Raw genomic sequence first — 14,103 nt, forward strand, 5'->3', positions numbered from 1 at the left:
TTTTAAATGCAACCAGATATTTCAGAAGGTGTTCTGTACCCTCAGGCGTTGCTCGCGGCGGCCATTACCGCCGGGCGGGCACAGCGCTGGGCGAGGTCATGATAGAGCGCCTGGCCGATTTCCGCGGCACGGGCGGGCAGCACCGACAGCAACGTATCGCTCAGGCCATGAGTGGTTTCGCAGAAGCCTTGCAGGTACACCGAGGCGTGCATGTCCGGGCTGGCCAGGACTCGATAGTTGCGATCGGCACTGAAGTCGTCCAGATAGCCCTGCAGCGGCGCCAGCAGTTCTCGGTGCGAACGGCGTTCGTAGCCGGTGGCGAGGATCACCGCGTCATAGCGGTGAGTCTGTTGCAGGCCGGTGGCGAGGTCGCGCAGGGTCAGCTCGATGCCATCGGCAGTGGCTACGACCGCATCCACGTTGCGCCGGCACAGTACGTTGTGGCGATACTGGTGGGAGACCTTCTGCCGGTAGAGGATGCCGTAGATGCGGTCGATTAGGTCGAGGTCGACCACTGAATAGTTGGTGTTGTGGTATTCGCCGATCAGCTTGCTGCGCAGTTCGGCAGGCTCGTTGTAGACGAGGTCGGTGTAGTCGGGGGCAAAGATCTCGTTGACGAAAGGACTGTCATCGGCAGGCTTGAGCGCAGTGGCTCGCAGGATCATATCGACCTTGACCGATGGGTAGCTGTCGTTGAGGTCGATGAAGGCCTCGGCGGCGCTTTGCCCGGAACCGATCACCGCGATGCGCATCGGCTTGCCTTCGGCACAGGGCAGTTTGGCCAGGCCGGTGATGTAGCGGGAGTGGTGGAAGACGCGCTTGTCGTCCTTGAACCCGGCGAATTTCTCCGGGATTTTCGGCGTGCCGCCGCTACCAATTACTACCGAACGCGTGCGCCGGCTGTACTCACGGCCCTGACCGTCGCGCGAGACCAGCCGCAGATGCTCGACCCGGCCAGCGTGCAGTTCCGGTTCGATGCGCAGTACTTCTTCGCCGTACACGGCCTGCTCGGCAAAATGCTCGGCGGCCCAGCGCAGGTAGTCGTTGTACTCCAACCGGCACGGGTAAAAGGTGCCGAGGTTGATGAAGTCGGCCAGGCGCTGCTTCTGGTGCAGGTAATTGACGAAGCTGTACGGACTGGTAGGGGTGCGCAGCGACACCAGGTCCTTGAGGAAGGAGATCTGCAACTCGCTCTGGGTGGCCAGCGTATCGCCGTGCCAGCGGTAGTCTTGCTGCTTGTCGATGAACAGGGCGTCCAGGGCATGGCCCTGGCTCTGGGCGAGTTCTTCCAGGGCGATGGCCAAGGCCAGGTTGGAGGGGCCGAAACCCACGCCGATCACATCTTTGACTGTTTCTGGGGTCTGGCTCATGGCTGCGTTCCCTGAAGTTCGAATGAACAGGCGCGCCGGAGTTTGGCCCCTGCGCCTTCTACACAGTTTGGAACGAGCCAGCTTTGAGGGAATTTAGCCAGCCTGCAGCGCAGGTGCTGCCCACTTCAAGATCTGCTGCGCGCGGCCGATAACCTGGTTAACGCAAGGACCACTTCAGGGCAGGTACGCAACATGGTTACAGTTACAGGCATCTCGATCGCTAGCGCTGCTTCGGCGCAAGTCGCCGGCAAAACCAATCGTGAGGACGTCGAGCAGGTCGAGAAGGGCGGCGCCATGCCTGTCGACCTGTCAAAAGTCGCTGGCGGCGCCAAGGCGGCACAAGCAGATAGCGGCTCGGACAGCAGCGAGCCGCCGCACATCAAGCAACTGCGCGAACTTATTAAGCAACTGCAAAAACAGCTCGCCGAAGAGCAGAAGCAATTGGCCGAGATGATGGCTAAAGACACAGATGATGGTGCGATGATCGCTTTGATTAGCGCCAAGCAAGCCAGCGTCAGCACGCTGACCGGCCAGGTCATGGCGGCGACCGCGCAGTTGCTCGAAGCCCTGACCAAGACCGGTGGCAGCAGCGCCGGCGGTGCGGTCAATACTCAGGCCTGAGGCGACGCCCGGCGGTTGGCCTGGCGTCGCCCTGGAGCGTCAGGCTCAGTCGGCAACGACCTTGCGTCGCTCCGCTTTGTATTGCATGGCCACGGCCGGTGCAGGTTTGGTCGCACCGGTTTCCAGCCACTGACGCATGCGGCTGGCGTCGGCGAAGTGGGTGTACTTGCCGAAGGCATCCAGAATCACCATCGCCACGGGGCGGTTGTCCATCCGGGTCAGCAGCACCAGGCAGTGCCCGGCTTCATTGGTGAAGCCCGTCTTGGTCAGCTTGATGTCCCAGTTGCTCTTGTTGACCAGATGGTCGGTGTTGCGAAAGCCCAGTGTGTAGTTAGGCTTGCGAAACGCCACGGTCTTTTCGCGAGTGGTCGACAAGTCGCTCAACAACGGGTACTTGCGCGATGCCAACAGCAGCTTGCCAAGGTCGCGTGCGGTCGACACGTTCAGCGTCGACAGGCCTGTAGGCTCGACATAGCGGGTATGGCTCATGCCAAGGCTGCGCGCCTTGGCGTTCATGGCCTTGATAAAGGCGCCATAGCCGCCTGGGTAGTGGTTGGCGAGGCTGTTGGCTGCGCGGTTTTCCGACGACATCAAAGTGATCAGCAAGGTCTCGCGACGATCGAGCTGGCTACCCAGGCGTACCCGCGAGTACACACCCTTCATTTCCGGGTTGTTGGCGATGGTCATGGTCAACTGCTCGTCCATAGGCAGTTTTGCATCAAGCACTACCATGGCCGTCATCAGTTTGGTCACCGAGGCAATCGGCACCACCCGGTCGGCATGGCTTGCGTACAGCTCCTTGTTGCTGTTGAGGTCGATCAGCAGCGCGCTGCCCGAGGCCAGGTGCAGTTTGGCCGGATCGCGCTGAGCCTGGCTCGGCGGCGGCGCAGCGGCAGCGGTAGTTGCGAGGGTCGAAGTTCCAGTGAGCAACAGCAGCAGGCTGAGGATGGACAGAGAAGTTTTCACGTTGAGGCTCACTAAAAGGAGGTATGTCGTTGGCTTTGCAGGGTTTTCCCCAAAAACCGCTGCATTGTGGAGTATGGCTGAAAGCGTGTCGAATGCCTTATGACTAAAGGGCGCAAGGTGAACGAATTTTAATCCTGGCGCGATGTGTTACCTGGAACAGTTACAACGGGCGGGTGCATTTACTCCTCATCAGGACTGCTTCGCAGCCTCATTGCAGCGTTTAATGAGCAATCTCCGGATTCATGATTAAATACGGCACTTTAAGGAGGATACCCATGCGCAAGGACAACACTATCCCTTTCTACGCCGCAGGCGGATCGATGCTGGTAATCGGCATTGTCTTCGCTGCTGTGGGCGCGTCTGGCCAGCCTGCGTTTAGCTGGACTGCGGTCGGTCTGCTGATCCCCAGCGCTGTTCTGTTGCTGCAGGCGGTTCGGCGTAAGCGTGGGATCAATAACGATGGCTCGAAGTGAGCAGGGCCGAGAAACATCGAGCTGAGCAGGTGTGCCGTTGGTCTTGTCGTGGGCACTTGCGCCGGCGGCGCTGCTCTCACGTCTAGACACAGAGCATCTGTGCATCGACGAGGGTAGTGCTGTGGATATCGACGAAAAAGCACCTGGCAACATCTCCCAGCAGGGCGTAGGCGGCAAGACCGACAACGAGACGGCTCATGACTCAATGCCCCCGCTGCCTGAAGATGAAGATGCCGGCCTGGACGAAGAAATGCCAGACGTAGAGGCGAACAACACAGTGTCCAGCGAGCATCCAGATCCAGTCTGAGGCCTGCCCCAGCCCGCAAAAAAAGCCCGCCAATAACGGCGGGCAACAAGGGCACAAGGAGCAACACACAACAAATTCGTTCAAGCCATCAAGCTGTCGCTCTGCAACTGATCGGCCATTGCCAGCGCACACGCTTTGGACGCCAGCGGTCCGCTGACCTGCTCGCCATTGCGCATCAGATACCAGCAGGCCAGCAGCCCCTGCTCACGCAAACGAGTAGGAACTGCGCTACCAACAACTGACATGATCTGGATAGTGGCCATGCTGACCTCCTGTAAGACGTGCGCCAACCTTACCCAGCTGCTGACGGCGTTTGAAATCAACTTCCTCAATAGTGGTCATCAGCTCTATCAACAGTAGTGTCGAGACCACGCTTCGCAATGGCTCCTACTATGGCCGCTGTTACTGTCAACTGAGCGCCGGGAAAGGGTAAAGGTTGTGTAAGCAATGCCCTCTGGTACGCTGGAGCAACGATTCAGCTCAGGCAAACGGAGCAGTTGATGAGCCACATTCCCAGTAGAAACACGCAGTTGTGCATCTCCCTGGCAGGCCGTCCCGGCACCTTTGGCGTGCGCTTTCATAATCATCTTTATGACCAGCTGGGCCTGGATTACTACTACAAGGCCATGACCACAGATGATCTGCCCGCTGCGGTGGCTGGTATCCGCGCATTGGGGATTCGCGGTTGCGGTGTGTCGATGCCGTTCAAGGAAGCTTGCCTGGCGTTGGTCGACGAGGTTGATGCGTCTGCGGCTGCCATCGAGTCGGTTAATACACTGGTCAACAGCGACGGCTACTTGAAGGCTTACAACACCGATTATCTGGCCGTGCAGCAATTGTTGGCCAAACATGAGGTAGATCCAAGCACCGCGTTCGCGCTGCGCGGCAGCGGCGGCATGGCCAAGGCAGTGGCCTGTGCGTTGAGTGACGCCGGCTTTCGTGAGGGGCTGATTGTTGCCCGCAATGAACAAGCTGGGCGGCAATTGGCCGACATGCTGGGTTATCGCTGGCAGGCAGAACTGGGCGACCTGGCGCCGCCGATGCTGATCAATGTAACGCCGATAGGGATGGCCGGCGGCCCCGAGGCGGAGCAACTGGCGTTCCCGGAAACCGCGATTGCAGTGGCAGAGCGGGTGTTCGACGTCGTGGCGATGCCGGCGCGCACACCACTGATCTGCCGCGCCGAAGCACTGGGCAAACCGGTCATCACAGGGCTTGAGGTGATTGCCCTGCAAGCGTTGGAGCAGTTTGTGCTGTATACCGGCGTGCGCCCCACTGCAGCGCAGATCGACGCTGCAGTTGCCTATGCGCGGGGCGCCTAGTTAGCTGTACTTATAAGGGCGTTGGCTGAATCACTTCGACCCAGTAACCATCCGGGTCTTTGATGAAGGCCAGATGGTTCATGCGGCCGTCGCTCAGTCGCTTCTGGAACGGCACCTGCAAGGCCTCGAAGCGTTCGCAGGCCGCAACTACGTCAGGCACCGAAACGCAGATATGGCCAAAACCGCGCGGGTCGGTATTGCCATCGTGATAGGCGAAGTCTGCATCACGTTCAGTGCCGTGGTTATGCGTCAACTCAAGTACGCCAGGTATCGACTTCATCCACTGGTGACGCGCATCGTCATCAGCTGGAATTGTCGCTGGGTCAACCAGCGCCAGGAAGTACAGGCTGAACTTGGCTTCGACGAAGTCGCGCTTGTCCACCAGTTTGAAACCAAGCACGCGGGTATAGAAGTCCAGCGACTTCTCGATGTCCTTGACGCGCAGCATGGTGTGGTTGAAAACGAATTGCGCAGTGGCAGGGTCCGCTTGGGCAGTAACGCCAGGCAGGGTGTTGAGGTCGTTCAGGCTCATGAAAGCTCCAGAGACGAGGCCGGGCCCGCAGGCACCAGCGGTAAGACAGGCCGTCCATGATACGGGAGGTGAGCGCGGAGGCAAAATGAAAGCGCCCTGCACGAGGGCAGGGCGCTGAAATTAGAGGCCCGCGTGTGCGGGCGCAGATGGGGTCGCTAATCCGTTAGCTGGAATTGATCATGGCCGACAAGCTGTGAAAAAAATGTGAAGTGTATGTCTATGTTTCATGGACGCAACCAACCATCAACAGTGCTGGCGCCGTATTCTTCTTTCCAGGCTTTAAGCCCGCGGTGGTTACCGCCCTTGGTTTCGATCAATTCGCCGGTGTGCGGATTCTCGTAAACCTTGACCACGCGGGCGCGGCGCTGCTGTTTTGGCGCTGCCCCGGATGCCTTCGCGGCCGGTTTGCTGCTGCCCTTGGGGTCAAGAATGGCGACGATATCGCGCAGGCCCTTTTCGTAAGTCTTCATCAGGCCCAGCAGCTTTTGCTCGAACTCGATTTCGCGTTTGAGACCGGCATCCTGCTTGAGCGCCTCGAGTTGGGCGATCTGTTCCTGAAGCGCTTTTTCGGCAGCGCGAAACTCTGCAAGTCTGGACACTTTCATCACTCCTTAAATACGACTGCGTCAAAACGTGACGAACATTGCAAGAAGATATAACGTCGGCCACGCAGGGGATAGTGCTGTTCACTAGTCCCGAGTGTAGTTGCCGGCGGCGCCAGGGTAAACCATAAACTTTGCAAGTAGTCAGGGAACTTTACTAGTTTTATGTACGTTGATTTTTTTGCTGTTCCCCCAGAGCCTTAACTGCTCGACTTAGTGTCGGCTCAAGGCGACACTCAGGGTCTGGCACTGGCGGCAACCCCGATCGGGAGCGAATAATGAAACAGTTGTTATTGATCGGCATCGGCCCTGGTGATCCGCGGCAGGTGACGTTCGAGGCAGTCGATGCGCTCAAACGGGCCACGGTATTCTTCGTCCTCGACAAGGGCGCCCGCTCTGATGAGCTGGTGCGCATGCGCCGGGCAATTCTCGAGCGCTACCTGCCCACTGGCGACTACCGGGTGCTGCAAGTCGATGATCCGCAGCGTGATGCATTTGCTAGCGATTACATTGATGCCGTACAGGATTGGCATCAGCAGCGCGCAGCGCTCTACGCAAGATTGATCGATGACGAGCTCGGTCCGGACGACGTGGGTGCTTTTTTGCTGTGGGGCGAGCCAAGCCTGTACGACAGCACGTTGCGGATTCTCCAGCTGGTACGCCAGCGCGGTACACGACTGCAACTCGAAGTGATCCCCGGCATCAGCAGCATTCAGGCCCTGGCAGCTCGTCATCAGATCCCGCTGAACCGCATTGGCGAGCCGCTGACCGTGCTTCCCGGGCGGCAGCTCGGCGCAGTGCAGCAGATCGACAATGTGCTGGTCATGCTTGATGGCCAGTGCGCGTTTGCCAATATCGACGACCCACAACTGCATATTTACTGGGGCGCCTACCTCGGCACGGTGGACGAGCTCCTGTTGGCAGGGCCGTTGTTGCAAATGAAGATGCAGATCCTCGCGGTGCGTGAACAGGCACGGCTACGCAAAGGCTGGATCATGGACACTTACCTGTTGCGTCGGGAGCTTTAGCGCGTCGGTGCTGTCGTACCTGCTGTGACAAAGTGTTCGATCAGCGAACGCTAATATGGCCGGTAGGCACGGCAACCCATTACCGGCTATCGCAATTGCGCGCATCTCTTCTAGAATTCGCCCATATCCAGGCAGCCTTGATGGCGGCCGGATCTTGGCGGAGTAGCTGCCAGGTCCATATTTGAGTACGCCATGAGTTCGAGTACACCGCTGTCCGGAGTCAACCAGCCGCTGCGAGGGATCGCCCTGGTGGTGGTCGCCACTTTCCTGTTTGCCAGTCATGATGCGCTGTCCAAGTTCCTCGGTGGTCTGTACCCGATCATCATGGTGGTGTGGGTTCGGTATCTGGTGCACACGCTGCTGATGGCCGGGATCTTCCTGCCCAAGTCGGGCATGGCAGTCCTGCGTACTCGCAAGCCTGTGTTGCAGACGCTGCGCGCACTGAGCCTGCTGAGTACCAGTCTGCTGTTCACCGCAGGGTTGCAGTATTTGCCCTTGGCCGAGGCCACCTCGGTCAACTTCCTCGCACCGGTGCTGGTGACAGCCTTGTCGGTGCCGCTGCTCAAAGAGCATGTCACCACCGGTCAGTGGGTCGCAGTGGTCATGGGCTTCATTGGCGTGTTGGTAGTGGTACACCCAGGCGGCTCGATGTTCACGCCGGCTATTCTGTTCCCGTTCGGCTCTGCGTTGGGTTTCTGCTTTTATCAGATACTCACGCGCAGAGTGGCTGCCTACGACAGTCCGACCACCAGCAACTTCTTTGCCGGGCTGTGCAACACCCTGGTGATGACGGCATTGGTGCCGTTTTTCTGGAAGATGCCCGAGTGGGATCACCTGCTGCTGATGTTGGCGCTGGGGGGGTTCGGCATGTCTGCGCACCTGCTGTTGACCCAGGCCTTCCGCTTTGCCGCCCCGGCCATGCTGGCGCCGTTCAGCTACTGCCAGATCGTGTTTGCCGGGCTGTTGGGCTTTGTGGTCTTCGGCCAGGTGCCAGACCACCTGAGCATGGTGGGCATCGCGATCATCTGCCTCAGTGGTCTGGGCGCTGCGTGGATGCAACGGCGCAAGTAAGCTGCCGCCGCGCACGCAGGTCTTGGCGGGCTGACAGACTCACGCTATCGCCAGGGAATACGGGCTCTATTAGACCTCTGCCAGCGCTCGGCTAGTCTTGCTCAAGGGACAAGCCTGCGGCGGCGCTGTACCTGCTGCACTGCGCACCGTATCGGGCAATCCCTTTGCACGCTTGTGGCGGCCTGACCGCTCCACCTGATGAGCAGACGGCCGAGCCTGTGTGCTCGGCTGATCAAGCTGGCCTAGACCGGAACTCTGACAGAACCCGACCCGAAGGTACCCGCAGATGTCGAACGAATCGAAATGCCCGTTCCACCAAACCGCAGGTGGTGGCACCAGCAATCGTGACTGGTGGCCTGACCAACTCAACTTGAACATTCTGCACCAGCATTCACACAAGTCCGATCCAATGGACCCCGATTTTGACTACGCCAAAGCCTATGCCAGCCTTGATTTTCAAGCCCTGAAGCAGGACCTGACCGCGCTGATGACCGATTCGCAGGAGTGGTGGCCAGCCGACTTTGGCCACTACGGGCCGTTGTTCGTCCGCATGGCCTGGCATAGCGCCGGCACCTATCGCATTGGCGACGGGCGCGGTGGTGCAGGCTCCGGGCAACAACGCTTTGCGCCGCTCAACAGCTGGCCAGACAACGTCAGCCTGGACAAGGCGCGGCGTCTGCTGTGGCCGATCAAGCAGAAATACGGCAAGGCTATCTCCTGGGCTGACTTGATCGTACTGACCGGCAACGTCGCCCTCGAATCGATGGGCTTCAAGACCTTTGGCTATTCCGGCGGCCGAGCCGATGTGTGGGAACCCGACGAAGACGTCTATTGGGGTTCGGAAAAGGTCTGGCTGGGCGGTGACACCCGCTACGGCAAGGCCCAGGCGCCGGGTCAGGGTGACCTGGTTGCCGAGCCCGCCAAGCATGGTGAGGAACAAAGCCGCACCGATGCCGGGCGCAACCTGGAGAATCCGCTGGCGGCGGTGCAGATGGGCCTGATATACGTCAACCCGGAGGGCCCCGAAGGCAATCCGGACCCAGTCGCATCGGCCAAGGATATCCGCGAGACTTTCGCCCGTATGGCCATGAATGATGAAGAAACCGTGGCCCTGATCGCTGGCGGGCACGCCTTTGGCAAGACCCACGGTGCCGGCCCGGCCGACAATGTTGGCGCCGAGCCCGAGGCTGCCGGCCTGGAACAGCAAGGTCTGGGTTGGCACAACAAGTTTGGCACCGGCAAAGGCCCCGATACCATCACCAGTGGCCTCGAAGTGACCTGGACCTCGACGCCGACGCGCTGGAGCAACGAGTATCTGGAAAATCTGTTCCGCTTCGACTGGGAACTGAGCAAAAGCCCTGCTGGCGCCCATCAGTGGCAGCCAAAGAACGGTGATGGGGCAGGGCAGATCCCCGACGCGCACGACCCAAGCAAGCGCCATGCGCCGTCAATGCTGACCTCCGACCTGGCGTTGCGCTTTGACCCCATCTATGAGCCGATAGCGCGTCGCTTCAAGGATCACCCCGAGCAGTTGGCGGATGCCTTTGCGCGCGCCTGGTACAAGCTGATCCATCGCGACATGGGCCCGCTGGCGCGCTATCTGGGGCCGGAGCTGCCGCAGGAAGAGCTGCTCTGGCAAGACCCTCTGCCCAAAACCACCCCCTCGGCACTGAGTGAGCAAGACATCGCCTCGCTCAAGAGCAAAGTGCTCGCCTCGGGCCTGAGCGTAGGCGAGCTGGTCAATACCGCCTGGGCTTCGGCCTCGACCTTCCGTGGCTCGGACAAACGTGGCGGTGCCAACGGCGCGCGCATACGCCTGGCGCCGCAGAAGTTCTGGGCCGCCAATCAGCCGCAGCAGCTGGATAAAGTGCTGGGTGTGCTGGAAGGCATTCGCAGCGGTTTCGCCACTGACGGCCAGCAGATGTCGATGGCCGACTTGATTGTGCTGGCTGGCAGTGCTGCCGTCGAAAAAGCGGCGCGTGATGCCGGCCATGCCCTGACTGTGCCGTTCCGTCCGGGTCGTGTCGACGCTTCGCAGGAGCAGACCGATGTCGAATCGTTCGGTGCGCTGGAACCGTTGGCTGACGGTTTCCGAAACTTCGCCAAGGGCAGTTACAACGTCAAGGCAGAGCGGCTGTTGCTGGACAAGGCGCAACTGCTGACCTTGACCGCGCCAGAGTTGACCGTGCTGATCGGTGGTCTGCGTGTGCTGGGCGCGAACAACGATGCGAGCAAGCATGGCGTGTTCACCGACAAACCTGGGCAGTTGAGCAATGACTTCTTCCGCAACTTGCTGGATATGAGCGTTGAATGGAAGGCGACCGGCGCGGACAACAATGCGTTCGAAGGCCGTGACCGCAAAACTGGCCAGCCCAAGTGGACGGGTACCCGGGTAGATCTGGTGTTCGGCTCCCATGCGCAGTTACGCGCATTGAGCGAGGTCTACGCCAGCAGTGATGCCAGTGAGAAGTTTGCCAAGGACTTCATCGCGGCCTGGGTGAAGGTGATGGAGCTGGACCGGTTCGATCTGAAGTAGCCATTGGCGCCCCGGGCAGCCCCAGGCAATCTGGGCTGCTCTGGTGGCGGCGACATCTCATCCCTTCATTTTTTTGTAATGATCGCGATGGTCGGGCGTGCTGGCGTTATTGCTATGATGGGCGCCACGCAATGCACGGGTGAACCTTGCATTTCACTCGAGACCGGAGGTGATCCGCTTGACCCGCACGTCCATGCCTGTTCCCCAGCTTGGTTTTGCCATCGAACCGCAAGCCATCAGCGCTCTGCCTGATGCTGCAGCTTATCGAACGGTGTTGCTCGAACGCATTGCCAGCGCGCAGCGGCGCATCGTCATCGTGGCGCTGTACCTGCAGGAAGACGAAGCCGGTCAAGAGGTGCTGGACGCGCTTTACCAGGCCAAGGCGGCGCGGCCTGAACTGCAGATTGTCATCGTGGTTGACTGGTTCCGCGCGCGTCGTGGCTTGCTTGGCGCTGGCCGCCAGCCCGGCAACGCCGCCTGGTATCAGGCCCAGCGCGAACAGCGCGGTCTGGACGTCGTCATCCACGGCGTACCGGTACAAACCCGTGAGCTGTTTGGCGTGCTGCACCTCAAAGGCAGCGTCATCGATGATTGCGTGATCTACACCGGTGCCAGCCTCAACAATGTTTACCTGCATCGCTTCGATCGGTATCGCCTCGACCGTTATCACCTGTTCGAGTGCCCAAGCCTTGCCGATGCCATGGTCAGCCTGGTCCACGAGGTGCTGGCCAGCGTTGCCACGCCGCGCCTGGACCAGCCCGCGCCGCCGGCCACGCGCACTATGCGCGCTGCTATCCGTCGCTTGCGCGTACGCTTGCGGCGCATGACCTATCCATTGCCGGCTGAACCGGCCACTCACGGCCTGCGGGTCATCCCGCTGCTCGGCATTGGCCGTGGCAACCCGCTCAACCGTGCGATCTGCGCGTTACTCGCGGCAGCGGACGAGCAGATCGTCATCAGTACGCCCTATTTCAATCCGCCGCGCCTGGTCATGGCCGAGATCGATCGGGCACTGGCGCGTGGTGTGGCGCTGGAAATCATTGTCGGCGACCGTACTGCCAACGATTTTTACGTCGCGCCTGGTGAGCCATTCAGCGCCAGTGGTGTATTGCCGTACCTGTACGAAGACACCCTGCGCGCCTTTGCCAAACGCCGCCAGGCGGCGATCGACGCGGGTCAGTTGACCCTGCGCATCTGGAATGACCCCGGCCACACCTTCCACGCCAAGGGCGTTTGGATCGATCAGCGCTACAGCCTGCTCACCGGCAACAATCTCAACCCGCGCGGCTTCAACCTCGACCTTGAAAACGGGTTGCTCATCGATGACCCGCTGGGCCAGTGGTTGGCGCCGCGCGAGAAAGAGTTGCAAGCGCTCAGGCACCATGCGCCGGCGCTGCGCTCGGCCAGTGAGCTGGGCGAGCCGGGCGAGCATCCGCAGCAGGTGCGCAAATTCCTCAAACGCTTGCGTTTCAGTCGGCTGGAGCCGTTGATCAAGCGGGTACTGTAGGGCAGGGCGCTGCTTCGACCAGCTCAGGCAATGGCGAGCGTGGCCAGCCGCGGCCTGAATTCACCCAGAAATTCACCGACAACGATGTCGACAGCGACTCGACTTGATGAAACCAGCCTTCGGGCAAAAACAGCAAGTCGCCAGCCTGCAGCACAACTTGCAGGAACCGCACCTCGCGGCAACGCGGGAATTGTGCGTAATCGGGCGCTTTGGGGTCAACGTCACAGCCTTCCAGGCCCCCGTCTGGCGATGTCGCCCAGCAGCCCAGGGCCTCGCGGTGATGGGGCGCGGCGAGTATGAACGACTTTTCTCCCCAGACCTGAGCGAACAGGTTGTCGCTGTCGTCGCGATGCAGGGGCGTCAGCGTGCCTTTGGGGCCGATCCAGATGCGCGGTGGGATGAATTGCTCGGCTTCGAAATAGCCGGGGTAGCGGATGTGTTCGAGCAGTTGTGCCGGCAGGATGTTATTACCCATGTATGCGGGCGGCTTGCCGTCAGTGCTTGCCGCTATGGGGTTGTCCAGGCTGGAGACAAAATCAGCCATGGACGTCGAGCGGAAGTCGCGCTCGGTGGAGAAGGTTTTCTCGACATAGTCGCCGTGGCGGGTAATGCCTTGCAGGTTGGCGAACAGCTCGAGCGAGGCCTCATGACCATTGCTGAACAACGGCCAGTCGTGCAGCGCGTCGCTGATCACCAGCGGAATGCCGTGCAGCATGTAGTGTTGGCGGAATTCGTCCACGGACAAGCCGTCGCGTGGCCGCCGTTCGATGCGAATTAACGGCGGCTGCGCTGCAGACAGCGCATCGCTGGGTCGGGCGCTTGGCGGATAGCGGCGATTGGCTTCGACCGCAGGCGCCTGGTTACCGCGCAGCGCCATGTCGATCGCCTGCGGCAGCAGAGTAGCCAGGCCCAGGTTGCCGTCGATGATCAGGCGGCCGCTGGCGAATAGTTCTTCGACATTGGCCTGCCCGGCCATGATCGCCATGAAATCTGCGCTGGCAACGGCAATGCTGACGTCTGCTGAGCCGTGCTGGCCGCTGCCGCTTTCGGCATGGCCGCCGGCCTCGTACCAGTACGCAGTATGGCCATCGAAGACGAACTGAAACACGCCCTTGAGGCCAACGCTGGCGGCGTTGGCGAACAAATTGCCCAGAATGCTCTGCAGGTCCACGGCTTACTCGCTTGGTTGGCTCATTTGTACAAATGACGAGGGCCGTGGGCGGAAATTTATCATGCGGTATTAGTGGTAGTCGGGCGTCGCTGCCAGAGCCAATGATCCAGGCTCAATCGGCCGGCGCCCCTCAGCAGCAGGGCAAGCAAGACCACCAGGTAAATCAGCGGTAGTTTGAAGTTGCCATAGCCTTGGTCGGTAATCGCATAACCTTTGGCCAGCTCGGCCAGGCTCGACCAGTCGGCAGGCCAGTGAACTGCGGCAATGGCTACCACGGTCAGGATAATCAGTGTCACCGAGGCCAGCCGGGTGCCCAGACCCAGCAGCAGCAGCAGCGGGGCGACCAGCTCGACCCACATCGACAGCTGCCAGTTGAATTGTGCAGGCACAAGGTTGAAAGGGAACGGGAAACTCGCTTGCAGGTCGCCAAACCAGTTGCCGCCGTTGAATTTTTCCCAGCCTGATTCAAAAAACTCCCAGGCCAGGAACAAGCGCAGCGGTATGTCGGCAGTCCAGCCTGCGAAATTGTCGAAACTGCTGAAGGCGCGGTTTATAGCGTTCATGGTCAAACTCCGCTGCATGAAGAGGGTGTGAGCA

15 protein-coding genes are annotated in these 14,103 nt (G+C 60.3%); 8 read left to right on the forward strand and 7 right to left on the reverse strand.

The features are described from left to right. Positions 1-41 precede the first annotated feature (41 nt). Positions 42-1,370 (reverse strand): lysine N(6)-hydroxylase/L-ornithine N(5)-oxygenase family protein, encoded by a 1,329-nt coding sequence (locus FW789_RS04665; RefSeq protein WP_340610082.1) that lies wholly within the window; start codon positions 1,368-1,370, stop codon positions 42-44. A 192-nt stretch (positions 1,371-1,562) separates the two neighbouring features. Between FW789_RS04665 and FW789_RS04670 the strand changes: the two genes are divergently transcribed. After that, positions 1,563-1,991: a hypothetical protein gene (locus tag FW789_RS04670; protein ID WP_186699275.1), complete on the forward strand. Its 429-nt coding sequence runs from the start codon at positions 1,563-1,565 to the stop codon at positions 1,989-1,991. 45 nt (positions 1,992-2,036) lie between these two features. On the opposite strand, the gene pbpG is transcribed toward FW789_RS04670, so the two are convergent. Continuing rightward, entirely contained in the window at positions 2,037-2,957 is a 921-nt protein-coding gene (gene pbpG / locus FW789_RS04675) for a D-alanyl-D-alanine endopeptidase (protein ID WP_103437737.1), read from the reverse strand. A 275-nt stretch (positions 2,958-3,232) separates the two neighbouring features. Between pbpG and FW789_RS04680 the strand changes: the two genes are divergently transcribed. Further along, the gene (locus tag FW789_RS04680) at positions 3,233-3,430 is read left to right on the forward strand and encodes a hypothetical protein (RefSeq protein ID WP_181106519.1); all 198 of its coding nucleotides are present in this window, start codon (positions 3,233-3,235) and stop codon (positions 3,428-3,430) included. A gap of 43 nt (positions 3,431-3,473) precedes the next feature. Further along, complete coding sequence (locus FW789_RS04685; protein WP_446431038.1) at positions 3,474-3,737, forward strand: hypothetical protein; 264 nt, start codon at positions 3,474-3,476, stop codon at positions 3,735-3,737. Between the two features lie 80 nt (positions 3,738-3,817). Here the strand turns inward: FW789_RS04685 and FW789_RS04690 are convergent, their stop codons facing one another. Further along, positions 3,818-4,000 (reverse strand): hypothetical protein, encoded by a 183-nt coding sequence (locus tag FW789_RS04690; protein WP_340609924.1) that lies wholly within the window; start codon positions 3,998-4,000, stop codon positions 3,818-3,820. Between the two features lie 237 nt (positions 4,001-4,237). Here FW789_RS04690 and FW789_RS04695 point away from each other — a divergent pair, with 237 nt between their 5' ends. After that, positions 4,238-5,059 (forward strand): shikimate 5-dehydrogenase, encoded by an 822-nt coding sequence (locus FW789_RS04695; RefSeq protein ID WP_181106515.1) that lies wholly within the window; start codon positions 4,238-4,240, stop codon positions 5,057-5,059. Positions 5,060-5,069: 10 nt separating this feature from the next. Here the strand turns inward: FW789_RS04695 and gloA are convergent, their stop codons facing one another. Together gloA and FW789_RS04705 are read right to left on the reverse strand one after the other, a co-directional pair. Continuing rightward, the gene (gloA, locus tag FW789_RS04700; RefSeq protein ID WP_103437732.1) at positions 5,070-5,591 is read right to left on the reverse strand and encodes a lactoylglutathione lyase; all 522 of its coding nucleotides are present in this window, start codon (positions 5,589-5,591) and stop codon (positions 5,070-5,072) included. Between the two features lie 224 nt (positions 5,592-5,815). Further along, entirely contained in the window at positions 5,816-6,190 is a 375-nt protein-coding gene (locus tag FW789_RS04705; protein ID WP_103438799.1) for a histone-like nucleoid-structuring protein, MvaT/MvaU family, read from the reverse strand. A 281-nt stretch (positions 6,191-6,471) separates the two neighbouring features. Between FW789_RS04705 and cobF the strand changes: the two genes are divergently transcribed. The 4 genes from cobF to pssA all read left to right on the forward strand — a co-directional run bounded on the left by cobF (position 6,472) and on the right by pssA (position 12,335). Then, entirely contained in the window at positions 6,472-7,221 is a 750-nt protein-coding gene (cobF, locus tag FW789_RS04710; RefSeq protein WP_103437731.1) for a precorrin-6A synthase (deacetylating), read from the forward strand. Between the two features lie 192 nt (positions 7,222-7,413). Continuing rightward, a complete protein-coding gene (locus FW789_RS04715; protein ID WP_181106511.1) occupies positions 7,414-8,292 on the forward strand; it encodes a DMT family transporter in 879 nt (292 codons plus the stop codon). Positions 8,293-8,578: 286 nt separating this feature from the next. Then, positions 8,579-10,828 carry a catalase/peroxidase HPI gene (gene katG, locus FW789_RS04720; RefSeq protein ID WP_446431039.1) on the forward strand — a complete coding sequence of 750 codons (2,250 nt, stop codon included), beginning with the start codon at positions 8,579-8,581 and terminating at the stop codon, positions 10,826-10,828. 193 nt (positions 10,829-11,021) lie between these two features. Further along, positions 11,022-12,335, forward strand: coding sequence for a CDP-diacylglycerol--serine O-phosphatidyltransferase (pssA, locus tag FW789_RS04725; protein ID WP_446431040.1), 1,314 nt, complete (start codon positions 11,022-11,024; stop codon positions 12,333-12,335). Here pssA and FW789_RS04730 read toward each other — a convergent pair. Together FW789_RS04730 and FW789_RS04735 are read right to left on the reverse strand one after the other, a co-directional pair. Further along, positions 12,319-13,506: a cupin-like domain-containing protein gene (locus tag FW789_RS04730; RefSeq protein WP_103437672.1), complete on the reverse strand. Its 1,188-nt coding sequence runs from the start codon at positions 13,504-13,506 to the stop codon at positions 12,319-12,321. The genes pssA and FW789_RS04730 overlap by 17 nt on opposite strands. A gap of 59 nt (positions 13,507-13,565) precedes the next feature. Beyond that, a complete protein-coding gene (locus tag FW789_RS04735) occupies positions 13,566-14,069 on the reverse strand; it encodes an HvfX family Cu-binding RiPP maturation protein (RefSeq protein ID WP_411562964.1) in 504 nt (167 codons plus the stop codon). Positions 14,070-14,103 lie beyond the last annotated feature (34 nt).

It is taken from the genome of Pseudomonas sp. 1121_17 (assembly GCF_052850745.1).